Origin of the sequence: Egicoccus sp. AB-alg2, assembly GCF_041821065.1 — a bacterium.
Taxonomy (GTDB): domain Bacteria; phylum Actinomycetota; class Nitriliruptoria; order Nitriliruptorales; family Nitriliruptoraceae; genus Egicoccus.
In genome coordinates this window covers 57578-80663 of the sequence record NZ_JBGUAX010000012.1, presented here as the reverse complement: position 1 = coordinate 80663, position 23086 = coordinate 57578, and the positions used below count along the sequence as shown (strand labels likewise).

22 protein-coding genes are annotated in these 23086 nt (G+C 73.4%); 5 read left to right on the top strand and 17 right to left on the bottom strand.

Features of this window, described 5'->3' with window-relative positions:
- Nucleotides 1-41: 41 nt before the first annotated feature.
- The 10 genes from sigH to ACERM0_RS20435 form a co-directional block, all read right to left on the bottom strand.
- Nucleotides 42-716, bottom strand: coding sequence for an RNA polymerase sporulation sigma factor SigH (sigH, locus tag ACERM0_RS20480; RefSeq protein WP_373680493.1), 675 nt, complete (start codon nucleotides 714-716; stop codon nucleotides 42-44).
- An 88-nt stretch (nucleotides 717-804) separates the two neighbouring features.
- Nucleotides 805-1524: a 23S rRNA (guanosine(2251)-2'-O)-methyltransferase RlmB gene (gene rlmB / locus ACERM0_RS20475; protein ID WP_373680492.1), complete on the bottom strand. Its 720-nt coding sequence runs from the start codon at nucleotides 1522-1524 to the stop codon at nucleotides 805-807.
- A gap of 89 nt (nucleotides 1525-1613) precedes the next feature.
- The gene (gene cysS, locus ACERM0_RS20470; protein ID WP_373680491.1) at nucleotides 1614-3029 is read right to left on the bottom strand and encodes a cysteine--tRNA ligase; all 1416 of its coding nucleotides are present in this window, start codon (nucleotides 3027-3029) and stop codon (nucleotides 1614-1616) included.
- 77 nt (nucleotides 3030-3106) lie between these two features.
- Complete coding sequence (gene ispF, locus ACERM0_RS20465) at nucleotides 3107-3613, bottom strand: 2-C-methyl-D-erythritol 2,4-cyclodiphosphate synthase (protein WP_373680490.1); 507 nt, start codon at nucleotides 3611-3613, stop codon at nucleotides 3107-3109.
- 2 nt (nucleotides 3614-3615) lie between these two features.
- The gene (ispD, locus tag ACERM0_RS20460) at nucleotides 3616-4302 is read right to left on the bottom strand and encodes a 2-C-methyl-D-erythritol 4-phosphate cytidylyltransferase (RefSeq protein WP_373680489.1); all 687 of its coding nucleotides are present in this window, start codon (nucleotides 4300-4302) and stop codon (nucleotides 3616-3618) included.
- Nucleotides 4299-5396, bottom strand: coding sequence for a PIN/TRAM domain-containing protein (locus ACERM0_RS20455; protein ID WP_373680488.1), 1098 nt, complete (start codon nucleotides 5394-5396; stop codon nucleotides 4299-4301). Before ACERM0_RS20455 ends, ispD begins: the two co-directional genes overlap by 4 nt.
- A gap of 147 nt (nucleotides 5397-5543) precedes the next feature.
- Complete coding sequence (locus tag ACERM0_RS20450; protein WP_373680487.1) at nucleotides 5544-6038, bottom strand: CarD family transcriptional regulator; 495 nt, start codon at nucleotides 6036-6038, stop codon at nucleotides 5544-5546.
- 301 nt (nucleotides 6039-6339) lie between these two features.
- Complete coding sequence (disA, locus tag ACERM0_RS20445) at nucleotides 6340-7407, bottom strand: DNA integrity scanning diadenylate cyclase DisA (protein ID WP_373680486.1); 1068 nt, start codon at nucleotides 7405-7407, stop codon at nucleotides 6340-6342.
- Between the two features lie 153 nt (nucleotides 7408-7560).
- On the bottom strand, nucleotides 7561-9129 hold the full coding sequence (locus ACERM0_RS20440; protein WP_373680485.1) for a DEAD/DEAH box helicase: 1569 nt from the start codon (nucleotides 9127-9129) through the stop codon (nucleotides 7561-7563).
- Between the two features lies 1 nt (nucleotide 9130).
- Complete coding sequence (locus ACERM0_RS20435; RefSeq protein WP_373680484.1) at nucleotides 9131-10024, bottom strand: A/G-specific adenine glycosylase; 894 nt, start codon at nucleotides 10022-10024, stop codon at nucleotides 9131-9133.
- A gap of 228 nt (nucleotides 10025-10252) precedes the next feature.
- Between ACERM0_RS20435 and ACERM0_RS20430 the strand changes: the two genes are divergently transcribed.
- On the top strand, nucleotides 10253-10717 hold the full coding sequence (locus ACERM0_RS20430; RefSeq protein WP_373680483.1) for an SRPBCC family protein: 465 nt from the start codon (nucleotides 10253-10255) through the stop codon (nucleotides 10715-10717).
- 50 nt (nucleotides 10718-10767) lie between these two features.
- On the opposite strand, the gene ACERM0_RS20425 is transcribed toward ACERM0_RS20430, so the two are convergent.
- Nucleotides 10768-11391 carry an iron dependent repressor, metal binding and dimerization domain protein gene (locus ACERM0_RS20425; protein ID WP_373680528.1) on the bottom strand — a complete coding sequence of 208 codons (624 nt, stop codon included), beginning with the start codon at nucleotides 11389-11391 and terminating at the stop codon, nucleotides 10768-10770.
- A gap of 141 nt (nucleotides 11392-11532) precedes the next feature.
- On the opposite strand from ACERM0_RS20425, the gene ACERM0_RS20420 reads away from it, so the two are divergent.
- Nucleotides 11533-12270, top strand: a complete 738-nt coding sequence (locus tag ACERM0_RS20420; RefSeq protein ID WP_373680482.1) for an N-acetyltransferase — start codon at nucleotides 11533-11535, stop codon at nucleotides 12268-12270.
- A 75-nt stretch (nucleotides 12271-12345) separates the two neighbouring features.
- On the opposite strand, the gene ACERM0_RS20415 is transcribed toward ACERM0_RS20420, so the two are convergent.
- Nucleotides 12346-14868: an ATP-dependent Clp protease ATP-binding subunit gene (locus ACERM0_RS20415; protein ID WP_373680527.1), complete on the bottom strand. Its 2523-nt coding sequence runs from the start codon at nucleotides 14866-14868 to the stop codon at nucleotides 12346-12348.
- A 397-nt stretch (nucleotides 14869-15265) separates the two neighbouring features.
- Here ACERM0_RS20415 and ACERM0_RS20410 point away from each other — a divergent pair, with 397 nt between their 5' ends.
- Genes ACERM0_RS20410 through ACERM0_RS20400 form a run of 3 tightly spaced genes read left to right on the top strand, consistent with a single transcriptional unit; the run spans nucleotide 15266 to nucleotide 18358 of the window.
- Nucleotides 15266-15817, top strand: coding sequence for a hypothetical protein (locus ACERM0_RS20410; protein WP_373680481.1), 552 nt, complete (start codon nucleotides 15266-15268; stop codon nucleotides 15815-15817).
- Nucleotides 15814-17052: a serine/threonine-protein kinase gene (locus ACERM0_RS20405; protein WP_373680480.1), complete on the top strand. Its 1239-nt coding sequence runs from the start codon at nucleotides 15814-15816 to the stop codon at nucleotides 17050-17052. Before ACERM0_RS20410 ends, ACERM0_RS20405 begins: the two co-directional genes overlap by 4 nt.
- Nucleotides 17033-18358 (top strand): D-arabinono-1,4-lactone oxidase, encoded by a 1326-nt coding sequence (locus tag ACERM0_RS20400; protein WP_373680479.1) that lies wholly within the window; start codon nucleotides 17033-17035, stop codon nucleotides 18356-18358. The genes ACERM0_RS20405 and ACERM0_RS20400 overlap by 20 nt, the downstream gene beginning before the upstream one ends.
- Before the next feature lie 88 nt (nucleotides 18359-18446).
- On the opposite strand, the gene ACERM0_RS20395 is transcribed toward ACERM0_RS20400, so the two are convergent.
- The 5 genes from ACERM0_RS20395 to ACERM0_RS20375 are packed head-to-tail and all read right to left on the bottom strand — an operon-like array spanning nucleotide 18447 to nucleotide 23086.
- A complete protein-coding gene (locus ACERM0_RS20395) occupies nucleotides 18447-19667 on the bottom strand; it encodes an alanine racemase (RefSeq protein WP_373680478.1) in 1221 nt (406 codons plus the stop codon).
- 25 nt (nucleotides 19668-19692) lie between these two features.
- Entirely contained in the window at nucleotides 19693-20262 is a 570-nt protein-coding gene (locus ACERM0_RS20390; protein WP_373680477.1) for a TIGR00730 family Rossman fold protein, read from the bottom strand.
- Nucleotides 20259-20738 (bottom strand): SAM-dependent methyltransferase, encoded by a 480-nt coding sequence (locus tag ACERM0_RS20385; RefSeq protein ID WP_373680476.1) that lies wholly within the window; start codon nucleotides 20736-20738, stop codon nucleotides 20259-20261. Before ACERM0_RS20385 ends, ACERM0_RS20390 begins: the two co-directional genes overlap by 4 nt.
- Entirely contained in the window at nucleotides 20735-22261 is a 1527-nt protein-coding gene (gene lysS, locus ACERM0_RS20380; RefSeq protein WP_373680475.1) for a lysine--tRNA ligase, read from the bottom strand. Before lysS ends, ACERM0_RS20385 begins: the two co-directional genes overlap by 4 nt.
- Before the next feature lie 57 nt (nucleotides 22262-22318).
- Complete coding sequence (locus ACERM0_RS20375; protein ID WP_373680474.1) at nucleotides 22319-23086, bottom strand: type III pantothenate kinase; 768 nt, start codon at nucleotides 23084-23086, stop codon at nucleotides 22319-22321.

The window sequence follows — 23086 nt, the reverse complement described above, 5'->3', positions numbered from 1 at the left end:
AGGCTCCTGCTGGTCGCGTCGGGGCGCGCGACGCTAGCGGGCTAGGCGGCCGGTCGGTCCTCGAGCTTGCGCTTGACGCGCTGCAGCGCGTTGTCGACCGCCTTCACGTGCCGGCCGAGCCGGTCGGCGATCTCCTCGTACGTCCGCCCCTCCACGTACAGCCCCAGCACCTGCGCCTCCAACCCGGAGAGCGAGGCGTCCAGCGCCGCCCGCAGCCGGCCCAGGTCGTCGTCGGCGACGACGACGGCCAGCGGGTCGGGGGCGTCGGTCGCCGGCAGGACCTCGCCGATCGTCACGTCGGGCCGCGAGTCGTGCGGGCGGTCCAGGCTGACCGAGGTGTTCAGCGGCCGGTGCTTGTGCCGCGTCGCGCCGCGGACCGCGGTCAGCACCTGCCGGGTGATGCACAGCTCGGCGAACGACCGGAAGGACGCGCCCGAACGGGGTGAGAAGTCCCGGACGGCCTTGAACAGGCCGAGCATCGCCTCCTGCGCGAGATCGTCCTGGTCACCGCCGACCAGGAAGTAGTTGCGCGCCCGGGCCTGCGCGAGCGGCCGGTAGCGCAACAGCAGTTCGGTCGTGGCGGTCTCGTCGCCGCCGCGGGCACGGTCGACCAGCGCCTCGTCGGTTAGGGCGTGGTGCCGCGCCCCGGAGCGCCGCCGTCGCCGGACCGCCGGTGCTCGCCGCGCCGAGGTGGCCAGGCCCGTCCGCTGCGTCATGCTCGCCCTCCGGCCGGGGCCGGCCCCCGGTCGTAGGGCTCAACGAGGCACGCGCGCGCGGGTTGCGGCGCCGGTCACGGCCGGTCGGTCACGACCGTTGGCGCAGCACCTCGTAGAGCGCCACGCCGGCCGCCACCGAGGCGTTGAGCGAGCCGACCGCACCGTGCATGGGCAGGCGCACGAGTTCGTCGCACGTTTCGGCCGTCAGCCGCGACAGGCCGCGGCCCTCGGCGCCGACGACCAGGACGACCGGGTCGGCCAGCAGCCGGCTGTCGGCGATGTCCGTGGGGGCGTCACCGTCGAGCCCCACCGCCCAGACGCCCTCCCCCTGCAACGAGCGGATCGTGCGCACGAGGTTCGTGACCTGCACGACCGGCAGGTGTGCGAGCGCCCCGGCGGCGGCCTTCTCCGCGGTCGGGGTGACCGAGGCCGCCCGGCGGGCGGGCACCAGCAGCCCGTGGGCGCCGACCGCGTCGGCGGTCCTGGCGATCGAGCCGAGGTTGTGCGGATCGGTGACGGAGTCCAGCGCGACGAGCAGCAGCGGCCGGTCGCCGGCGCGACGGCGGACCTCGTCGAGCGACGCGTACGCGAACGCCGGCGCGAGTGCCAGCACGCCCTGGTGGACGAGGCCCTCGGCGCGCTCGTCGACCCGGGCGCGGTCGACCTCGTCGACGTGCACGCCGGCGCGTCGGGCCAGGGCGAGGATCTCGTCGAGCACGGGGGAGGCGTCACGCGTGTCGGCCACGAGCACGCGGCGCACCGGGCGGCCCGCCCGGAGCAGCTCGCGGACCGGGTGGAGACCCACCACGATGCGCCCGTCGCCGCGACGCGGCTCGCCGCCGCGGGGGCCGCCCCCACGCCGCCCGCCGCGACGGTTCGGGGCGGGACGCGGCCGGGTCACGCCACGTACCAGCGCGGCCCGTCGGGGCGGTCCTCGACGACCACCCCCGCCGCGGCGAGCTGGTCGCGGATGCGGTCGGCCGTGGCGAAGTCCTTGCCGGCGCGCGCCTCGGCCCGCTGGTCGAGCAGCTGGCGGATGAGCGGCTCCAGCTGCCGTTCGAGCGTCGACGCGTCCGCCAGCGCGGCCTCGAGGCCCAGCCCGAAGACGCCGTCGCCGACGTCCACGAGCGCCGCGGCGAGCCCGGCGACCTCGGCACGGGCGTCCGCGTCACCCTTCTCCGCGATCGGGAGTCGCTCGTTGCCGGTGGACACGAGGTCGTGGAGCGCGGCGACCGCCTGCGGTGCGTTGAGGTCGTCGTCCATGGCCGCCCGGAACGCGTCCAGGTGCGCCGCGGCGGCCGCGGTGTCGGGTTCGGCGCCGTCGGCCGCCCGACGCGCCGAGCGCAGGAACGTGGTGAGGCGCTGGTGGGCGGCGGCCGCGTCGCGCAGCCGCTCGTCCTCGTAGGTGAGCGGGCTGCGGTGGTGGGCCGAGAGGTACCACAGGCGCAGCGGGCCGACGCCCCACTCGTCGAGCGCCTCCTGCAGTCCGACGACGTTGCCGACGGACTTGGACATCTTCTCCTCGCCCATGCGCACCATGCCGTTGTGGACCCAGTGGCGGGCGAAGACGCCACCGTGGGCGGCCTCGTGCTGGGCGATCTCGTTCTCGTGATGCGGGAAGACCAGGTCGAGGCCGCCGCAGTGGATGTCGAAGCCCTCGCCGAGGTGCTTGGCCGCCATCGCCGAGCACTCGATGTGCCAGCCGGGGCGACCGTCGCCCCACGGGGACGGCCACGACGGCTCGCCGGGCTTGGCCGACTTCCACATCGCGAAGTCGAGCGGGTCCTCCTTGCGGTCGGCGTCGACGACGTCCTCGCCCTGCTGCATGTCGTCGATGCGCCGCCGCGACAGCTTGCCGTAGCCCTCGAAGGAGCGGACCCGGAAGAAGACGTCGCCGTCCACGGCGTACGCCTTGTCCTGGTCGATCAGTTCCTGGATCAGCGCCTGCATCTCCAGCAGGTGGCCGGTCGCGAGCGGCTGCACGTCGGGCGGCAGCACCCCCAGCGCGTCCATGGTCCGGTTCCAGGCCCGCGTGTAACGCGTGGAGATCTCCGCCGGCGACACCTTCTCGCGGCGGGCGCGCAGGATGATCTTGTCGTCGATGTCGGTGACGTTCTGCACGAACGTGACGTCGTTGCCGGCGTAGTCGAGGTAGCGCCGCAGCATGTCGGTGACGACCGCGAGGCGCCCGTGACCGACGTGGGCGTCGGCCTGCACCGTCGGGCCGCAGACGTACAGCGACACGCGGTTCGGCTCACGCGGCTCGAAGGCGACCTTGTCGCGGCGCAGGGTGTCGTAGATGACCAGGGACAACGTCGTCGACCACCGGATCGGGAGTGTGGCGGGGCGCCGCGGGCGGGGGCTGGAGGCCGGGCGCACGACTGACGAGTCTAATGGGGCCCGTCAATGCCGCCTCGCCGGACCACGACGGCGCTGGCCCACGCGGCGATCCCCTCGGCCCGCCCCAGGAACCCGAGCCGGTCCGTGGTCGTGAACTTGACCGACACGGCGTCGACCTCGAGGTGCAGCACCGGGGCCAGCCGTTCACGCATGCGCTCGCGGTACGGGGCCAGCCGCGGCCGCTGGGCGACGACGGTCACGTCGACGTTGCCGACCTGCCAGCCGCGCTCGCTGACGCCCGCGACCACGGTGCCCAACAGCGTCAGCGAGTCGGCCCCGGCGACCTCCGGCCGGTCCACCCCGAACCAGCTGCCGAGGTCGCCCAGCGCCAGGGCGCCGAGGAGGGCGTCGGCCACCGCGTGGGCCGCCACGTCGGCGTCCGAGTGGCCGGCGAGGCCGGGACCGTCGGGCACCTCGACGCCGGCGAGCACGAGGCGACGGTCCGGGTCGTCGGTGAAGGGGTGGACGTCCAGGCCGTTGCCGATGCGCAGGTCCATGCTCACTCCTGGTCGTGGCGGTGCAGGAGCGCTTCGGCGACGGCCAGGTCGTGGCGGTAGGTCACCTTCATCGCCTCCGCCGCGCCTTCGACCACCTCGATGCGCCCGTGCAGCCGCCCGGCGTCGAGGAGGCGCTCGACCAGCGCGAGGTCGTCGGTGGCCGCCGCGCCGGAGGCGTGCGCGGCGGCCAGCGCGGCCCGGGTGAAGGCCTGGGGAGTCTGGACGGCGACGAGGCCGTCGCGGTCGACCGTTCCCAGCACGCGACCCCCGGCGACCCGCTTGAGCGTGTCGGCGACCGGCAGGCCCGGCGCGGCCGCGACCACCTCACCGGTGATGGCCTGCGCGACGGCCCGGATCACGCGGGGCGGGGTCAGCGCGCGGGCGGCGTCGTGCACGAGGACGACGTCGACGTCGTCGGGCAGTGCGGCCAGACCGGCGGCGACGCTGGCGGTGCGGGTGGAGCCCCCGGGCACCAGGGCCGTGACCGGCAGGTCGGCGAGGGCGGAACGGAAGGCGGATGCGGCGTCGGGGGTGTGGACGATCACCGGTGGCGGCATGCCGGCGGCCAGGACACCGCGCACGGCGTGGACGAGCAGCGGCTCGCCGGCCAGCGCCACCAGTGCCTTCGGCTGCCCCTCGCCGAGGCGTTCGCCGCGGCCGGCCGCGACGACCACGACACCGACGCTCACCCGGCCACCGCCCGCCCGTCGACGGCGGGGTTGGCGAACAGCATGCGGCCCTGCCGATGCTGCACGATCGAGGTCACGTCGACGGTGACGTCGCTGCCGACCCGGTCGGCCGCCTCCTGCACGACGACCATCGTGCCGTCGTCGAGGTAGCCGATGGCCTGGCCGGCGTCGCGACCGGTTCGCACCAGCCGCAACGTGAGCCGGTCGCCTGGCACGACCGGTGGGCGGACCGCGTCGGCCAGGGCATGGAGGTTGAGCACCCGCAGGCCGGCGATCTCCGCCGTCCGCGCGAGGTTGCCGTCGGTGGTCACGAGCGCGGCGCCGCGGCTGCGGCACAGCGCCGCCAGCTTCGCGTCGACCTCGCGGACGCCTTCGACCGGGTCGTCGGTCACCTCCACGGCGACGAGCGACTCGTCCTGTAGCACGTGCAACGTCTCCAGCCCGCGCCGGCCGCCCCGCCGGCGCCGTTCGTCACCGGAGTCCGCGAGCGCCTGCAGTTCCTCGAGCACGAAGGTGGGCACGACCAACGTGCCCTCCAGGAAGCCGGCCCGGGCGACCTCGATGACGCGGCCGTCGACCAGCGCCGAGGAGTCGACGACCTTCGTGCCGGCGCCCTTCGACGGCGTGCGCACGTCCAGCCGACCGCGCAGGCCGACGAAGCGCGCGAGGTCGGCCCCCCGCAGGCTGCCGAGACGGCCGCCGCCATAGGCCAGCACCAGCACGATCAGCAGTGCCACCGGCACGGTGTAGCGCTGGTAGGGCAGCAACAGGACCGGCAGGAGCACCACCAGCCCGGCCAGGGCACCGACCGCCGCACCGATGCAGGCCGCCACCAACTGCACGGCCGGCACGGGCGCGAGCGCCGAGCCCGCACGGTCGACGCCCCGGACCAGCGCACGGCCCAGCACCCCGCCGACGAGGTAGCCCCCCAGCGCCCCCAGCACGGCCGTGACCAGTTGCGTGGTCTCCGGCTCGCCACGGCCCAGGGCGTCGTCGATCCCGACCCCGACCGCGTGCCCCGCCGCGGTCAGCAGCAGCACGACCGCCAGGCGCAGCACCTCGGCCATGGGCCGGCCGGCACGCGGGTGGGACACGACGGCTTCCTCGCTCGCTCCTCGGATGCACGTGCTGTTCTAGCGCCTCGGCGGCAACGTGCGGCCCATCACGGGCGTACGACGGCGACGACCGCCCGGCGCAGCGGGCGGTCGTCGTGACGCGTCGTGATCAGGCGACGGCGGACGTCAGGCGGCCTGGGACTCGGCCAGCACCTTCTCCACCAGCTCCTCGGCCTTGGCCTCGTCCTTCTTGATGGCGACGGCCAGCTCGGAGAGCAGGATCTGCTTCGCCTTGGTCAGCATGCGCTTCTCGCCGGCGGACAGGCCCTTGTCCTTCTCGCGCGTGGCGAGGTTCCGCACGACCTCGGCGACCTGGAAGATGTCGCCGGAGCGCAGCTTCTCGTAGTTGGCCTTGAAACGCCGCGACCAGTTGCCGGCGGCCTTGCCCTCGGGCTCGCGCAGGACGTCGAGGACCTGCTCGACCTCCTTCTTCGAGACCACGCTGCGGATCCCGACCTCTTCACAGGAGTCGGCCGGCACCATCAGCGTCAGATCCCCGTAGGTCAGGCGCAGGACGAGGTACTCGCGAGGCTCGCCCTTGAGTTCGCGAGCTTCCTTCCGCTCGATGACCGCTGCGCCGTGGTGGGGATAGATGACGGTGTCGCCGACGCTGTAGGCCATGAGTGGCTGCTCCTCGTTCTTCCGGATGGACGCACGCGACCACGCGGGCCGGTGGGGGAAGTCGGGGACGTCGCACCGCGTGGCCTTCGGCACCGGGTCGAGGCGCCAGACCGAGCGGCTCCTGGACGACCCTTCCGTGGACGCGGCACACGCGCAGTGCGGACGTGCGACTGGACCCTACCACACGTACATGGTCAGCCTCAACCGGCCCCCATGCGAAACCGCAGGTCAGAGGGCAGTTCTCACCGTTCCGAGGCCTAGTCCTGGACGCACGATGGGGGCCGAACGGCCAGGACGGGGCTCAGACGTAGCGCTCGAGGAGGCTCGCCTCGGCCAGTCGACGCAGGCCGTCCTGGATGGTCCGCGCCCGCGACTCACCCACGCCCTCGACCTCGTCGAGCTCCGCGATCGAGGCCTCCATGATGCGTGGCAGGTTGCCGAACCGGTCGACCAGGCGCTCCACGACCCGGGGCGGCAGCCGCGGGATCCGCGACAGCAGACGGTAGCCCCGCGGCGTCACCGGGCGGTCCAGCTCCTCCTCGTCGTAGGCGAGGATGGTCGCCACCAGCTCGCTGTCGAGCAGGTCGTCGGTCGACAGCGCGGCGACGTCGTCGAGCACCCGCGGCAGCTTGCGGCGCCGGTCGGCGAGGTAGTCGCGCACGACCAGTTCGCGGTCGTCGGCGACGGACGCCACCAACTCGTCCAGCTGCAGCTGGATCAGCCGGCCCTCGGAGCCGAGCTCGACCACGTGGTCCTCGACCTCGAGGGCGATGCGCCGCAGCATCTCCGCCCGCTGCAGCGTCAGCACCACGTCGCGCACGGTGACCGCGTCCTCGACCTCCCGCGCGGCCAGCGTCGCGGACACCTCGTCGAGCCGGGCGCGGTAGCGCTCCAGCGTCGACAGGGCCTGGTTGGCCCGGAACAGCAACGCCGACACCTCTTCCACCGTGTGGCGGCGGTCGCCGTAGTACAGCGTGACCATGCCCATCGACTCCGACACGGCGATGACCGGCTGCCCGGTCTGCCGGGCGGTGCGTTCCGCGGAGCGGTGACGGGTCCCGGTCTCCGACGTCTCGATCGCCGGGTCGGGCACGAGGTGGACGTTGGCGCGCAGAATGCGCTGCGCGTCGCCGTCCAACACGAGCGCACCGTCCATCTTGGCGAGCTCGGCGACCCGCTGGCTGGTCGCGCCGATGTCGATGACGAAGCCGCCCGACACCACGGCCTCGATCTCCGGCGTCCAGCCGATCACGACCAGGGCACCGCGCCCGGCGCGGATCACCCGTTCGATGCCCTCGCGTAGCGGCGAGCCCGGGGCGAGCATGGCGAGGACGCTGCGCAGTCCCTCGTCACGCGACGGGTCGGGCACGCCGTCCTCCTCCCGGGTCCGGTTGCGGCGTCGCGCTCGTGGACGCCCGTTGCCGGCCGCGTCGCGGGGTGCTGGCGCCCATCGGCGCCGCGCGGCCGCCGCGCAGACTACTGGACGACCGCACGCCCATGTCCAGCCCGCGGGTTCGCATGATCATGGCCGCGTCGGCGCCGTCGGCCCGCCCTGTGCCAACCAGCGGCCGAGGCCGACGGCATCGGCGTCGAGGTCCATCCCGGCGACCTCGAGGGCGACGTCACGGACCTGGCGCAGGAAGTCCGCGTGGCCGCCGCGGGCGGGGTCCTCGTGCGTGCCGATCGCGTGGGCGAGGACGAGCGTGGCCGGCCGACCGTCCGCCTTCTGCCGCAACACGCGACCGAGCCGCTGGACCAGCTGGCGGCGGGTGCGGAAGTTGGCGAGCACGAGCGCCACCTCCGCGTCGGGCACGTCGACACCCTCGTCGAGCACACGCGGCGCGACCAGGGCGTCGATCCGGCCCCGGCGGAACTGCGCCAGGCGGATCCGGCGCTTGTCGTCGCTCAGGCCACCGTGCAGGGTCTCCGCGTGCACGCCGGCCCGCACCAGCTCGGCCACGGCGTCGTCCGCCTGCTCCACGGTGTCGGTGAAGACCAACGTCCGCCGCCCGGCCAGCCCGGCCGCGGCCGCGGCACACACGTGCAGCTTGCCCTCGCAGGTGGCCGCGACCTCCCGTCGTTCACGGACCCGCACCAGGTACTCGCGGCAGGCCCGCACCTGCGCGCCGTCGCGGCGCGAGGTCTCCGCCTCGGCCACCACGGCTGACACCGCCGCGAACAGCTTGCGAGGGTCCTTCGGCATGCCCAGCCCACCCACCAGCTCGCGGTGCAGCTGGCGGGCACGCGCGTCGGCGCGGTCGTAGGCGTCCTGCTCGTCGCCACGCAGGCGCACGCCGACCGTCGCGATGCGGAAGGGCGCGATGGTGCCGTCGGCCACGGCGCGGTCGTAGTCGTAGCGGTGCACGACCCCGCCGAAGTAGGGCTCGAGGACCTCGACGAGTCCGTCGTCGTTGCGCTCGTAGGTGGCGGTCAGCGCCAGGCGCAGGGGAAACGCCGCCTGCAGCGCCGCCCCCCAGGTCGGGGCGCCGTAGCGGTGGGCCTCGTCGGCGACGAGGAGGCCTGGTGCGCCGGGTGGCGGCTCGATCGGCACGGTCGCGGCCGAGTGCGGCGTCGACACCACCACGTCGAAGTCGAACAGGTCGTCGCGCCGGCCACCGCCCAGCCGGCCGACGCGCAGGTCGGGGGCGGCGGTCCTGAGCTCGCGGGCCCACTGGTCCTGCAACTCCAGCGTGGGGGCGAGCACCAGCGCGCGACCGCCACGGTCGGCGACGATCCGGATCGCCGCCATCGCCAGGCGCGTCTTGCCGGTGCCGGTCACGGCCTCGACCACGCCCCGGCCGCTCTGCGACCAGGCCGCCAGCGCCTCGGCCTGCCACTGGCGCAGGGCAAGCAGGTCGAGTCGCGCGCGGGTGCCGACGGCGGCCGGCGCCACCTCGGCGTCCTCCGCGAGCGACCAGCGCGGCTTCGTGGCGTCGCCGTCGCAGACGAACCTGGCGTCACGTGCCAGCACCCGCTCCACCATCGAGCGCGGCAGCCGCGACCCGTCGGCGCGCAGGGCCCGGACCAGCATCGGCACCGTCAGCGCGCCACCGTCGGCCAGGTGCGCCGCGAGCCGGTCGGCGACGTCCACGTCAGTGCGGCAGTGCGAGTTGGCCGTCGACGTACTCCGCGAGCCCCTCCTGGACCAGCGCGTCGGCGATGCGGTGGGCACGGTCGGGGTCGTCGGGCCAGCCTGCGACGTCGGCCAGCCGGGCGATCTCCAGCGGTCCCGTTCGCAGCGCCTGCACCAGCCGGCCGCGTCCCTGGCGGTCGGAGCCCTCGAAACGCGCCTGCGGCGTCGAGGTACCGGCGCTGCCGTCGGCGGGATCGGGGTCCGGCAGGCCGGCGGCGAACCAGGCACAGGTGGACTGCAGCGGACAGCGTTCGCAGCGCGGACCGCGCTTCACGCAGACGGTCGCGCCGAGGTCCAGGACCGCCTGGTTCCACTCCCACGCTGCACCAGGTGGGACATGCGCGTCGGCCAGCGCCTGTGCCTCGCGGGCCTGGAGGCGACGACCGGCGACGGCGCGGGCCAGGAACCGGGCCGCGTTGGTGTCGACGACGCCGTGGTCGCGCTCGAAGGCGAAGGCCAGCACGGCCCGCGCCGTGTACGGGCCGATACCGGGCAGGGCCAGCAGGGCGTCGAGGTCGTCCGGCAGCCGGCCTTCGTGACGTTCGACCACGGCGACCGCGGTGCGGTGCAGGTTGAGCGCCCGCCGGTTGTAACCGAGCCCGGCCCAGTGCTTCACGACCTCGCCCGGCGCGGCGTCGGCGCAGGCCTGGGGGGTCGGGAAGCGGTCGAGGAACTCGCGGTAGCGCGGCAGGACCCGGGCCACCTGCGTCTGCTGGAGCATGAGCTCGGACACCAGGATCGCCCAGGGGTCCCGGGTCCGGCGCCAGGGCAGGTCGCGCCGGGTCTCGCGCGCCCAGCCCAACAGCCGTTCGGCCAGGGTGGGCACCCGTGCCGGCGCAGGGGCGACGGACATGGACGCAGACACGACGAGGAACACCTTGGTGGCGGGGGCGCGCGAACGGTACCCGGCCGGCACGGCGCGGCACACCCGGACGCCACCGGTGACCTCGCGCAGGGCGGGGCCTGCATCCCAGGGACGCCGGCCGGTGACCGCCGGTCGGGTGACCATCGGATGCCATTACGGCCCGCGGCGCGGCCGATCACGGGGCATCGTGATCTCCCGTCCGGAGAAGGAGACGCCATGAGCACCATCGAGAAGTCGATCGAGGTCGAGGTCCCGGTGCGTACCGCCTACGACCAGTGGACGCAGTTCGAGGACTTCCCTCAGTTCATGGAGGACGTCGAGCGCATCGACCAGCTCGATGACGCCACCACGCACTGGGTCGTGAACGTCGCGGGCCAGGAGCGCGAGTGGGATGCCGACATCACCGAGCAGGAGCCTGACCAGCGGGTCGCGTGGCGCAGCCGCGGCGAGACGAAGCACGCCGGCGTCGTCACGTTCCACAAGATCGACGAGGGCAAGACCCGCGTCATGGTGCAGATGGACATCGAGCCCACCGACTGGGCCGAGAAGGTCGGCGACGCGACCGGTGTCATCGAGCGCAACGTCCAGCGTGACCTGGAGAACTTCAAGGGCTTCATCGAAGAGCGCGGCATGGAGACCGGGGCCTGGCGCGGCGAGATCGACCAGGATCCCACGACCTGAGCACACCGCACCACGACGTGGCCGCCCCTGAGGGGCGGCCACCCGCCGTTTCAGGCGGGGGTGACGAAGACGAGCTTCGCGTCGTCGCTCGGCAACTCGACCTCGTGGCCGTCGGTCCGCAGCCGCACCGCCCGCGGGCCGCGTTCGACGCTGACCTGCACGCCGGCCCACATCCCGTGCTCGCGCAGCTGGGTCACGACGTCGTGGTCGCTCTGCAGCTTCTCCGAGATGTAGGTGATGACGACCTCGTCGGCCTCGGTCGTGGCCAGGCTGACCGGTTCCTGCTCGCTGGGCGTGGCTCCCGGGATCGGGTTGCCGTAGGGCGAGGTGGTCGGGTTGCCGAGGAACTCCAGCAGTTTGGCCTCGACCCGGTCGGAGATGACGTGCTCCCAGCGGCACGCCTCCTCGTGGACGTGCTCGTGCTCGAGCCCGAGCACGTCGACCAGCAGCCGCTCGGCGAGACGGTGCTTGCGCATGACGTGCTCGGCACGCTCGCGGCCCCGGGAGGTCAGGGCGATGGTGCGGTCCGCCTGCAACTCGACCAGCCCGACCTGCTCCAGCCGGGCGACCCCCTCGGACACGGCTGGTGCCGACAGCCCCAGCCGCTCGGAGAGCCGGGCGCGGAGGGCCGGCACGCCCTCCTCCTCCAGCTCGAGGACCGTGCGCAGGTACATCTCGACGGCTTCGCTGGGCTGATGGCTCACGTCGGTCTCCTGCCGCCCCGTAGAAGGTCGAGCCTACCCGGCGGCCGCCGGCACCGTCGCGGCAGCGGCTAGGGTCCGCCGGCTGCCTCCACCTCCTGCGGAGATGCCGTCGTGGACGTTCGTGTCGTGTCGCTCGCCGAGCGTCCGGACCTGGGTGACCAGCTGTGGGCGTTCTCGGACGGCTGGCCCGCGTTCATGCTGCACGACCCCGTCGCCAGGCTGATGGATCACCTGCCGGAGCGCTTCCCGCAGCTCCAGTTGCTGGCGGTCGACGACCAGGACCGGGCCGTCGCCAAGGCGCATGGCCTGACCTTCGCCTGGGACGGCCCACCCGCGGACCTCCCGGCGCGGGGGTGGGACGCGATCCTGGAGCGGGGCATGGCCGACCACGCGGAGGGCCGCTCGCCGACAGCGGCCTCGGCGCTGGAGATCTCCGTGCTGCCCCACCTACGAGGTACCGGGCTGTCGGTGCTGATGCTCGGTGCCCTGCGCGACGCGGTCGCCGCCATGGGGTTGCGCGACCTGTTCGCGCCGGTGCGGCCCAACCACAAGCACCTCGAACCCGACACCCCCATGGCCGAGTACGCCTTCCGGACGCGCCCTGACGGCCTGCCCCACGACCCGTGGCTGCGGGTCCACGTGCGCGCCGGCGCCGACGTCGTGGCGGTCGCGCCGCTGTCGATGACCATCCCCGGCACGCTCGCGCAGTGGCGGTCGTGGACCGGGCTGCCCCTCGACCGGTCGGGTCCCACGTTCGTCGACGGCGCGCTCAGTCGCGTCCACGTCAGCGTCGAGCACGATCACGCCGTGTACGTCGAACCCAACGTCTGGGTCCACCACCACGTGTAGCCGGCGGGTGGAGGACGGAACGAGGGCGGGCCCGTGGGCCCGCCCTCGTCGGTGTGTCGTCCGCCGCCGTCGGGACTACTCGTCCTGCTCGCCGTCGCGGTCGCCGCCCGCCAGCTCGATCGGCGGGACGTCCGGCGCGGACGGCGAGTCCACCGCTCGGAACGCGACCGCGTCGCTGTCGGGATCGACGTCGGCGACGATCAGCTGTCCGGCGCTGAATTCACCCTGCAACATCCGCTCGGAGAGCTTGTCCTCGAGCTCGCGCTGGATGGTGCGGCGCAGCGGACGGGCGCCGAGCTGCGGGTCGTAGCCCTTCTGCGCGAGCCAGCTCTTGAGCGCGTCGGTCAGCTCGAGGTCGAGGTCCCGGGCGCGCAGCTGCGTCTTCACGCGGGTGATCATCAGGTCGACGATCTCCTTGACCTCCTCGCGGGTGAGGGGGTGGAAGACGATCGTCTCGTCGATGCGGTTGAGGAACTCCGGCCGGAAGTGCTTCTTGAGCTCTTCGTCCACCTGCCGCTTCATCTTCTCGTACATCGAGTCGTCGTCCTGCTGGACGAAGCCGACGGCCGGCGCGGTGAGGTTCTTCGTGCCGAGGTTGGACGTCATGATGAGGATCGTGTTCTTGAAGTCCACCGTGCGACCCTGCGCGTCGGTCAGGCGACCGTCCTCGAGGATCTGCAGGAGCGTGTTGAACACGTCCGGGTGGGCCTTCTCCACCTCGTCGAACAGCACGACGGAGAACGGCTTGCGGCGCACCTGCTCGGTGAGCTGGCCACCCTCGTCGTAGCCGACGTAGCCGGGCGGCGAGCCGATGAGCCGGCTGACCGTGTGCTTCTCCATGTACTCGGACATGTCGAGGTGGATCAGCGCGTCCTCGTCACCGAAGAGGTACTCGGCGAGGGTCTTGGCGAGCTCGGTCTTCCCGACGCCGGAGGGGCCGAGGAAGATGAACGAGCCGGCCGGGCGCTTGGGGTCCTTCAGGCCGGCACGGGTGCGCCGGATCGCCTTGGACACGGCCTGGATCGACTGGTGCTGACCGATGACCCGCTCGTGGAGGTGATCCTCCATGTGCAGCAGCTTCTCGGTCTCCTCCTGCGTGAGCTTGAAGACCGGGATGCCCGTCCAGGTCGCGAGGACCTCGGCGATGACCTCCTCGTCGACCGTGAGCACGGTGTCCATGCCCTCGGTCCGCCACTCGTCCTCGCGGGCGGAGCGACGCTCGATGAGCTTCTTCTCCTCGTCGCGCAGGGCGGCGGCGCGCTCGAAGTCCTGCGCGTCGATCGCGTCTTCCTTGGCCTTGCGGGCGCGCTCGATCTCCGTGTCGAGGTCCGCGAGGTCGGGCGGGGTGGTCATCGACCGGATGCGCAGGCGCGAGCCGGCCTCGTCGATGAGGTCGATGGCCTTGTCCGGCAGGTAGCGGTCGGAGATGTAGCGGTCGGCCAGCTCGGCCGCGGCCACCAGCGCCTCGTCGGTGATGGTCACACGGTGGTGCGCCTCGTAGCGGTCGCGCAGGCCCTTGAGGATCTCGATGGAGTGCTCCATCGAGGGCTCCTCGACCTTCACGGGCTGGAACCGGCGCTCGAGCGCGGCGTCCTTCTCCAGGTGCTTGCGGTACTCGTCGAGGGTCGTCGCACCGACGGTCTGGATCTCGCCGCGGGCCAGCATGGGCTTGAGGATCGAGGCGGCGTCGATGGCACCTTCGGCGGCACCGGCACCGACGAGGGTGTGGATCTCGTCGATGAACAGGATGATGTCGCCGCGGGAGGTGATCTCCTTCAGGACCTTCTTCAGGCGCTCCTCGAAGTCACCGCGGTAGCGAGACCCGGCGACCAGTGCGCCGAGGTCGAGGGTGTACAGGTGCTTGTCGCGCAACGTCTCCGGCACCTCGCCGGCCACGATCCGCTGGGCGAGGCCCTCGACGATGGCGGTCTTGCCGACGCCCGGCTCGCCGATCAGGACGGGGTTGTTCTTCGTCCGCCGCGACAGGACCTGCATGACGCGCTCGATCTCGCGCGCCCGGCCGATGACCGGGTCGAGCTCGCCGTCGCGGGCGGCCTGGGTCAGGTTGCGGCCGAACTGGTCGAGGATCGTGGAGCCCTCGCGCGACCCCTCGCGCGAGCCCTCGCCGACACCGGCACCGGCCTTGCCCGGCTCCCCACCGGCGTAGCCGGACAGCAGCTGGATGACCTGCTGGCGCACGCGGTTGAGGTCGGCGCCCAGCTTCTGCAGGACCTGGGCGGCCACACCCTCACCCTCGCGGATGAGGCCGAGCAGGATGTGCTCCGTGCCGATGTAGTTGTGGCCGAGCTGCAGGGCCTCGCGCAGGGAGAGCTCGAGGACCTTCTTGGCACGCGGGGTGAAGGGGATGTGCCCCGCCGGTGCCGTCTGGCCGCGACCGATGATTTCCGTCACCTGATTGCGGACGGCCTCGAGCGAGATGCTCATCGACTCGAGCGCCTTGGCGGCGACGCCCTCGCCCTCGTGGATGAGACCGAGCAGGATGTGCTCGGTACCGATGTAGTTGTGGTTGAGCATCCTCGCTTCTTCCTGCGCGAGGACGACCACCCGTCGGGCTCGGTCGGTGAACCGCTCGAACATAGGACTGACTCCCACGTCGGGCCGGGGAGTCCTCCGGCTGAGGACTTCGTGTTGGCCCGGACGATCGTAACGGAAGCTCGAAAGCTGTCTTCTGGTGTACGTCACGTCCGTAGGGGATGGACGTCGGCCTTAGTGGCGTCGACGCAAGGAATGCCGCGACAGGACGTGCGATCCGGCACGCAGGCCGGTCAAGTGTCAACGCGCCGCGCCGCGGGAACCTTCCCCGACGCTCGTGGCGCGGGGCGTCGGCGAACCGCCCGGGCGTGGCGCGCACGAGGACCATGTCCGACGGACGACGCGCGCCGGCCGGGCGGGCGGCGAGCCCCCGTACGCTGTCCCGGTCATGCGCGTCCCACCCTTCCGTCGCCGCGCTCCTCGGTCGTGCCGAGGAGTCGTCGTGCCGTCCCTGCTCATGGCGCTGGCGGGACTCGCGAGCGCGTGCTCCTCCGCGGAGGGCTCGGAGCTGACGACGGGCGTCGCCGGCGACCTCGCCGAGGGCGCCGAGGTGCTGGCCCGGCACCTCGAGCGTGACGACGCCTGCGACGCGCTCGCACAGGCCCAGAGCCTGCTCGCCCAGGCCCGTGAGGGTCACGTCGCCGGCGAGGTGCCCGACGACGTGGTTGCCCGGATCGAGTACGTGGCCGAGCAGGTCACCACGGACGTCACCTGCGAACCCGACGCGCCGGCCGAGGTGGCCGCGGCTGACTCGGCCGCGACGGACGAGGCCGCCGACGCCGACGACGGCGCGGACGGCGGCGGCCAGGCGGAGGGATCCGACGAGGCCAAGGACCGCGACGAGGCCAAGGGCCGCGACGAGGCCAAGGGCCGCGACGAGGCCAAGGGCCGCGACGAGGCCAAGGGCAATCCGGGCAAGGGCAGCGAGGGCAAGGGCAACGAGGGCAAGGGCAACGAGGGCAAGGGCCGGGGCGAGGGCAAGGGGCGCGGGTGAACGCGTCGGGCGCGGCCGACGTGCTCGCCGGCGGCCGGTACGAGCTCGGGGAACTTCTCGGTGCGGGCGGGATGGGCCTCGTGCGGCGCGCCCGCGACACGGTGCTGGACCGTGACGTGGCCGTGAAGCTGCTGGCGGACAACCTCGCCGCGGACGCCGACGCCCGCGAGCGCTTCCTTCGCGAGGCGCGCGCCGCGGCCCGTGTCACGGATCCACACGTCGTCACGGTGCACGACGTCGGCGAGGAGGCCGGTCGGCCCTACCTCGTCATGGAACTCGTCGACGGCCCGAGCCTCGCGGACGTGCTGCGCCGGGACGGCCCGCTGGACCCCTACGACGTCGTCGAGGTGGCAGCGCAGGCGCTCGCCGGGCTCGCGGCCGCCCACGCGGCCGGTGTGCTGCACCGCGACGTGAAACCGGGCAACCTGCTGTGCGGCCCGGACGGGGCCGTCAAGGTTGCCGACTTCGGGGTCGCGGAAGCCGCCGACGTGCCGGGCCTCACGCGCACCGGCTTCGTGCTGGGCACCCGCTCGTACCTGGCGCCCGAGCGCCTGCGCGGGGCACCGGCCTCGGTCCGGACCGACCTCTACGCGCTGGGAGCGACGCTGGTCGAGTTGCTGACCGGATCGCCCCCGTCCGACACGCCGGCGCGGGACGTCGCGGGCCTGCCCGTCGGGCTCGGTCGGCTGCTGACCCGCCTGACCGCCGACGACCCCGAGGCGCGGCCCCGCTCGGCGGAGGACGCCCTGCTGGAATGGGCGGAGAGCGGCCCACTGGCGGCGGCGGAGGCCGTGGACGCGGTCGCCGACGACACCACCGTGGACCTGCGGGCCGTCGCACCGACGCCGGCCGGGCCCCCGCCCCGGCGGAAGACCACCACGCCGCGCGAGCCGCGCGAGACGACGGCGCTGCTGCCCGCCGGCGCGGCCGCCGACACCCCGGTCGCGCCGCTGGACGCGGCCCCGGACGCGACCGCGCCCGCGCCGGGCGCGCCCGGCGGTGGGTCACGGGCGTGGCGGTTGGTGGCGCTGCTGGGGCTCGCCGTGCTGGCGGTCGTCGTGCTGCTGCAGTTGGTCGACGGTGGCGCGGACACGCCGCCGCCGGAGCCGGGTGGCGGCGAGGACGTCGAGGCGACCGACGACGACCCCGCGGCGGACGACGACCCCGCGGAGGAGAACCCGGCCGACGCGGCACGCGACCTGGCACGATGGCTCCGTGAGCGCGCCGACGACTGAGCCGCGACTCGCGGCCTGGTCGAACTGGTCGCGGGAGCTCACGTGCACGCCCGGCCGGATCGAGCGGCCGCGCACGACCCGGGACGTCACGCGGCTCGTCGACCGGGCCGCCGGTGAGGGGCTCGCCGTCAGGCCCGCCGGCTCCGGGCACTCGTTCACGCCGCTGGTGCCCACCGACGGGGTGCTGGTCGACCTCGGTGCGATGGACCGGATCCTCGCCGTCGACGTCGACCGCCAGCAGGTGCGCCTACAGGCCGGCGTGCGCCTCGGCCGCCTCGCCGAGCTCCTCCTCGGCGCGGACCTCGCCTTCCAGAACCTCGGCGACATCGACCGCCAGACCGTGGCGGGGGCGATCGCGACGGGCACCCACGGCACCGGGGCGAGCCTCGGCAACCTGGCCACCCAGGTCGTCGCGCTGCAGCTCGTCGACGGGGTCGGCGCGGTGCACGAGCTCACGGCTGCCGACGGCGACCCGTTCCTGGCTGCACGGGTGGGCCTCGGCGCGCTCGGGGTCGTCACCGAGGTCACGCTGCAGGCGACCGCCGCCTACCGGCTGCACGGTCACGACCGTGTCGAGCCGGTGGACGAGGTGCTCGACGGCTTCCTCGACCGCGCGCACGCCCACCGCCACTTCGAGGCCTACGCCTTCCCGTACAGCGGGCACGCGCTCACCCGCACCAACGATCCGGCCGAAGGGCCGTCCCGGCCGCGCCCGGCGGTCACGCGGTGGGCGTACGACCGGCTGCTGGCGACGCACCTGCTGGACGCCACCTGCCGCCTGGGCCGTCGCCTGCCGGGTGCGATCCCGACACTGAACCGCACCGTGTCGCGGCTGGCGGGCGACGCGCCCCGTGTCGACGAGGCGCACCGCATCTTCGCGAGCCCCCGCGACGTGCGGTTCACGGAGATGGAGTTGGCGTTGCCCCGGGAAGCCGGCATCCCGCTGGTCCGCGAGGTCCTGCGGTTCGTCCGCCGGCGGCGGCTGCCGGTGAACTTCCCCATCGAGATCCGGACGTCGGCGGGTGACGACGCCCTGCTGTCGCCGGCGTACGGGCGTGACACCGTCTACGTCGCCGTCCACGCCTACGCCGGCATGCCGTTCGCCGACTACTTCGCCGGCGTCTGGGAACGGGCGCGTCACCATGGCGCGCGGCCGCACTGGGGCAAGCGACACCCCGCCACCGCGAAGGACCTGCGGCCGCGCTACCCGGCCTGGGACCGCTTCGCCGCCGTCCGGTCCCGCCTCGACCCGCATGGCCGCTTCCGCAACCCCCACCTCGACCGCGTCCTCGGCCTGGTCGGCTGAAGCGACGCGCTGGCACCGAACCGTGGCGCCGCGGCCTGCGACGGTTGCCGCAGCCCTCGCCGAGGAGCCGGCGACCGAGGCGTGAGCGTCACAGGAAGCGCTGCCCCTCGCCGCGGTAGGTGGGCACCGCGAACGGGGCCGCGTCGTCGGCGATCACGTGCAGGCGTTCGAAGTGCTCGCACAACTCGCCGGCCTTCGCATGCCGGAACCACACCCGATCGCCGACGCGTAGCCCGTCGGCGGCCGGCCCGCGCACCGGTGTCTGCACCTCGCCCGCGCCCTCCGTCCCGGTGAGCGACAGGCCGGCCGGTAGCACCGGGCGGGGCAGCCGGTCCGGCCCGGCTGGGCCGGAGGCGACGTAGCCGCCACCGAGCACGGTCGCGACGCCCGGGCCCGGACGGCGCACCACCGGCAGCGCGAACAGCACCGCCGGCCGCGGCGTGAAGTCGCGATAGTCGTCGAACAGCGCCGGGCCGTAGAACCCGGAGCCGGCGGCGACCTCGGTGACGGCGCGCTCGGCGGCGGTGGTCTCCAGCGAGCCGGTGCCACCGCCGTTCACGAAGCGCAGCGGCTGGCCGGCATCCGAGGCGACGGCACGGACGGCGGCGACGATCGCGGCGCGCCGACGGGCGAACTCGGTCACCGACCGGCGGCGCAGCGCCCGGATCGCCGGCGTGCGCCAGCGGCCGTACGTGGGGTCGTCGCCGACGCCGGCGACCTGCGCCTCGTACGCCATCATCCCGTCGAGCACGAACCCGCGACGGGTCACGACCGCGCGGGCCAGCGCGGCGGCCTCGGCGGGTGAGCGCACCGGGGACCGCCGAGCGCCGATGCGCACGTGCCCGCCCGCGAGCGGCAGCGAGGCGTCGACGTCGAGGCACACCCGCACCGCGGGCCGTGCCGCCGCCGGCGCCACCGCGTCGACGAGGTCGAGCTGCTCCACCGCGTCGATGGTCACGGTGATGCGGCGCGCGAGGTCCTCGTCCCCGCACAGGGCCCGCAGCGCACCGCGGTCCGCGCACGGGTAGGCGACCAGCAGGTCGTCGCGGCCGTGCTCGGCCAGCCAGAGCGCTTCCGCGAGCGTGTACGCCAGGACGCCGGCCGACGGCACGGACGCCAGCGCCCGGTCCAGGGTCCACCGGCACCGCAGCGACTTCGACGCCACCCGGATCGGCTTGCCGGCCGCCCGCCGCGTCAGGTCACGACCGTTCGCGTCGAACGCGGCCAGGTCGAGGACCGCGAAGGGCGCGTCCAGCTCGGCCGTCGCGGCGTCGAGCCGCTTCTGTGCGGTGGGGAGGTCGTCGAACATCGCCGCCTCCTCACCCGTCACGCGGTCAGGCCCACTTCGCCGGCACGCTCGTGCCAGCGTACGTGTCGACGTGCGCGAACAGGGCGTCCACATCGGAAACGACGGCGTACAGGGCCCGGTAGACCGGTGCTGCGAACGCGGTGTCGTACAGCTCCTCGAAGAAGGCCAGCAGCGGGTCGTAGAACCCGTCGACGTTGAGCAGCACGATCGGCTTGTCGTGGTAGCCGAGCTGCTTCAACGTCAGCACCTCGAGGAGCTCCTCGAGCGTGCCGAAACCGCCGGGCAGTGCCACGAACGCGTCCGCCCGGGCGACCATGTGCTGCTTGCGGTCGCTCATGCCGTCGGTGACCAGCAGCTCGTCGCAGGCCTCGTCGGCGATCCCGCGCTCGTGCATCAGCCTCGGCAGCACGCCCGTGACGTGTCCACCGGCCTCGCGCACCGCCCGGGCGAGTACGCCCATGACCCCCACGGCCGTGCCGCCGTAGACCAGCCGGTCACCGCGCTCGCCGATGCGACGGCCGAACGTGGCGGCGACCTGCGGATAGCGCGGGTCGATCGCGTCCGAGGACGACGTGTAGACCGTGAAGGTCGTCATGCGTCGGCCCGCCAGTAGCCGGCCATCAACTCGCGGCTCCACGCCGGCTGACGCACCGGTCCCTGCGGCGCGAACTCCTCCATCCACGGCTTGACGTCCAGCACCGGGGTGCCGTCGACCGCGTCGAGCCCCTCGACGGTGAGGCGCAGACCGTCGACCGCCACCAGCCGGCACCGTGAGATCGCCAGCCGGTTGGGACGGTTCTTCCCGCGCTGGGCGAGAATGCCGACCCGCGGCCACGCCGTGTTGCCGCGCGGGTGGCGGGCACCGGTGGTGACGTGCTGCGGATCGACGCGGTCGAACAGGAACACCACCTCGAGATGGCTGAAGGCCTCGAGCCCGGCGGTCGCGTCCGGACCGACGGCGTCGGGGTCCAGGACCAGGTCGGCCCGCACGTCGCCCCAGTCGTCGTCGGCGACCTCGGCGCGGCCGCCGTGCACCCGCCCGAGCGGGCGCACCTCGAACGCGTCCGTCATCCCTCGGGCCGCAGGGTCGGGAACAGGATGACGTCGCGGATGTTGGCCACGTCGGCGAGCAGCATCACGAGCCGGTCGACGCCGATGCCCAGCCCGCCGGTCGGCGGCATGCCCAGCTCCATGGCGCGCAGGTACGCGTCGTCGACGACCATCGCCTCCTCGTCCCCGGCCGCCTTCGCGCGGGCCTGTGCCTCGAGGCGGGACCGCTGGTCGTCGGGGTCGATGAGCTCGGAGAACGCGTTGGCGTGCTCACGGCCGACCAGGATCAGTTCGAAACGCTCCGTGACGTGCGGGTCCGCGCGATGCCGGCGCGCCAGCGGTGACACCTCGACGGGATAGTCGATCACGAACGTCGGGTCCCACAGGGTGTGCTCGACCAGCGCCTCGTACAGCTCCAGCACCAGCTTGCCGGCCCCCCACGCGTCCTCGACCGGCACCTCGTGCTCGCGGCACAGCTTGCGCAGCTCGTCGACGGGCAGTTCGTAGGACAGGTCGTCGCGGCCGGTCGCCTCGCGGGTGAGGTCGAGCAGGCTGGCACGCCGGAACGGACCGGCCAGCGACACGGGACGGCCTTGGTAGGTGAGCTCGAGCGTGCCCAACGCCTCGTTCGCGGCGCGGCGGAACAGCGCCTCGGTGAGGTCCATGACGTCGTGGTAGTCGGCGTAGGCCTCGTAGGACTCCAGCATCGTGAACTCGGGGTTGTGCCGCGGCGACATCCCTTCGTTGCGAAAGCTGCGGTTGATCTCGTACACGCGCCGCATGCCGCCGGCGATCAGCCGCTTGAGGTAGAGCTCGGGCGCGATGCGCAGGTACAGGTCGGTGTCCAGCGCGTTGTGGTGGGTCACGAACGGCTTGGCCGCCGCGCCGCCGGGGATCGGGTGGAGCATCGGCGTCTCCACCTCGACGTAGCCGCGTTCGTCGAGCTCCGCGCGCAGTGCCTTGAGCGCCCGCGCCCGGATGGTGAACACCCGGCGGGCGTCCGCGTTGACGGTCAGGTCGAGCTCTCGCTGCCGGAAGCGGGCCTCGGTGTCGGACAGGCCGTACCAGGACGACGGCAGCGGTCGCAGGCCCTTGCCCAGCAGCGTCAGCGTGGCCGGCTTGACCGACAGCTCGCCGGTCTTGGTCGCCAGCACCTCACCCGTTGCACCCACCCAGTCGCCGACGTCGAGGAGATCGACGAGCTCGCGCGAGGGCCCGTCGAGCGCCTTGACGGGGCAGAACAGCTGCAGGTCCTGGCCGTCCTCGCGCACGACGAGGAACCGCAGCCGGCCCATCTCGCGCTTGGCCACGACCCGGCCGGCGACGGTCACCTCGTCACCGGTCTCCGTGCCCGGCTCGAGATCCGGGTAGCGCTCACGCACCTGCGCCACGGTCACGGACGGCGCGAACCGCACGGGGTAGGGTTCGACGCCCGCCTCGCGCAGCTGCGCGACCTTGGCGCGGCGGGTCGCGACGATCTCGTCGAGCTTGGACTCGCCCTCGCGGGTGGGTTCGGGCAGCTCCGGGGTGGCGTCGTCGGTCACGAGGACGACCTCTCGCGGTCGGCGGGAACGGACTCGCAACGCTACCCGCTCGGCAGGTCACTGATTCCGGTGCCAGATCAGGCGCAGGCCGTCGAGTGTCAGCCACGGGTCGTAGTCGTCGATCGTCTCGCAAGCCGCCAGCACGGCGGGTGCGCAGCCGCCCGTCGCGACCGTCGTGACGTCGCCGCCGAGCTCGGCCGCGATGCGGCGCACGATCCCGTCGACCTGCCCGGCGAAGCCGTAGACGATGCCGGACTGCAGGGCCGTCACGGTCGAGCGCCCGATCGGCGACGGCGGCGTGACGGTCTCCACCTTCGGCAACCGGGCCGCGCGCTGGACCAGTGCCTCGGAGGCGACGTGGACGCCGGGGGCGATCGCGCCGCCGACGAACGCGCCGTCGGCGCTGACCGCGTCGAAGCTGGTGGCCGTGCCGAAGTCGACGACGATGGCGGCACCGTCGTAGCGTGCGTGTGCGGCGACGGCGTTGACGATCCGGTCCGCGCCGATGTCCTGCGGGTGGTCGTGGCGCAGCGAGATGCCGGTACGCACCCCCGGTTCCACGATCACCGGTCGGAACGGCAGGTAGCGGTGGGCCATGTCGCGGACCACCTCGGTGACCGTCGGCACGACGCTGCCCGCGACCAGCCCGTCGACCTGCCGGTGCAGGTCCAGCCCGGCGAAGCCGAGGAAGCCGGCCAGCGACAGGATCAGCTCGTCCGGGGTGCGCTCGACGTCGGTCGACAGGCGCCAGTGTTCGAGCAGCTCCTCGCCGTCGAAGACGCCGACCACGGTGTTCGAGTTGCCGACGTCGATGGCCAGCAGCAC

What these genes read in the sequence shown, in the direction of transcription:
- sigH (WP_373680493.1), bottom strand. Translation starts at nt 716, where the DNA reads ATGACGCAGCGGACGGGCCTGGCCACCTCGGCGCGGCGAGCACCGGCG.
- ispF (WP_373680490.1), bottom strand. Translation starts at nt 3,613, where the DNA reads ATGGACCTGCGCATCGGCAACGGCCTGGACGTCCACCCCTTCACCGAC.
- ACERM0_RS20450 (WP_373680487.1), bottom strand. Translation starts at nt 6,038, where the DNA reads ATGGCCTACAGCGTCGGCGACACCGTCATCTATCCCCACCACGGCGCA.
- ACERM0_RS20435 (WP_373680484.1), bottom strand. Translation starts at nt 10,024, where the DNA reads ATGTCCGTCGCCCCTGCGCCGGCACGGGTGCCCACCCTGGCCGAACGG.
- ACERM0_RS20430 (WP_373680483.1), top strand. Translation starts at nt 10,253, where the DNA reads ATGAGCACCATCGAGAAGTCGATCGAGGTCGAGGTCCCGGTGCGTACC.
- ACERM0_RS20425 (WP_373680528.1), bottom strand. Translation starts at nt 11,391, where the DNA reads ATGTACCTGCGCACGGTCCTCGAGCTGGAGGAGGAGGGCGTGCCGGCC.
- ACERM0_RS20415 (WP_373680527.1), bottom strand. Translation starts at nt 14,868, where the DNA reads ATGTTCGAGCGGTTCACCGACCGAGCCCGACGGGTGGTCGTCCTCGCG.
- ACERM0_RS20395 (WP_373680478.1), bottom strand. Translation starts at nt 19,667, where the DNA reads ATGTTCGACGACCTCCCCACCGCACAGAAGCGGCTCGACGCCGCGACG.
- ACERM0_RS20390 (WP_373680477.1), bottom strand. Translation starts at nt 20,262, where the DNA reads ATGACGACCTTCACGGTCTACACGTCGTCCTCGGACGCGATCGACCCG.
- ACERM0_RS20385 (WP_373680476.1), bottom strand. Translation starts at nt 20,738, where the DNA reads ATGACGGACGCGTTCGAGGTGCGCCCGCTCGGGCGGGTGCACGGCGGC.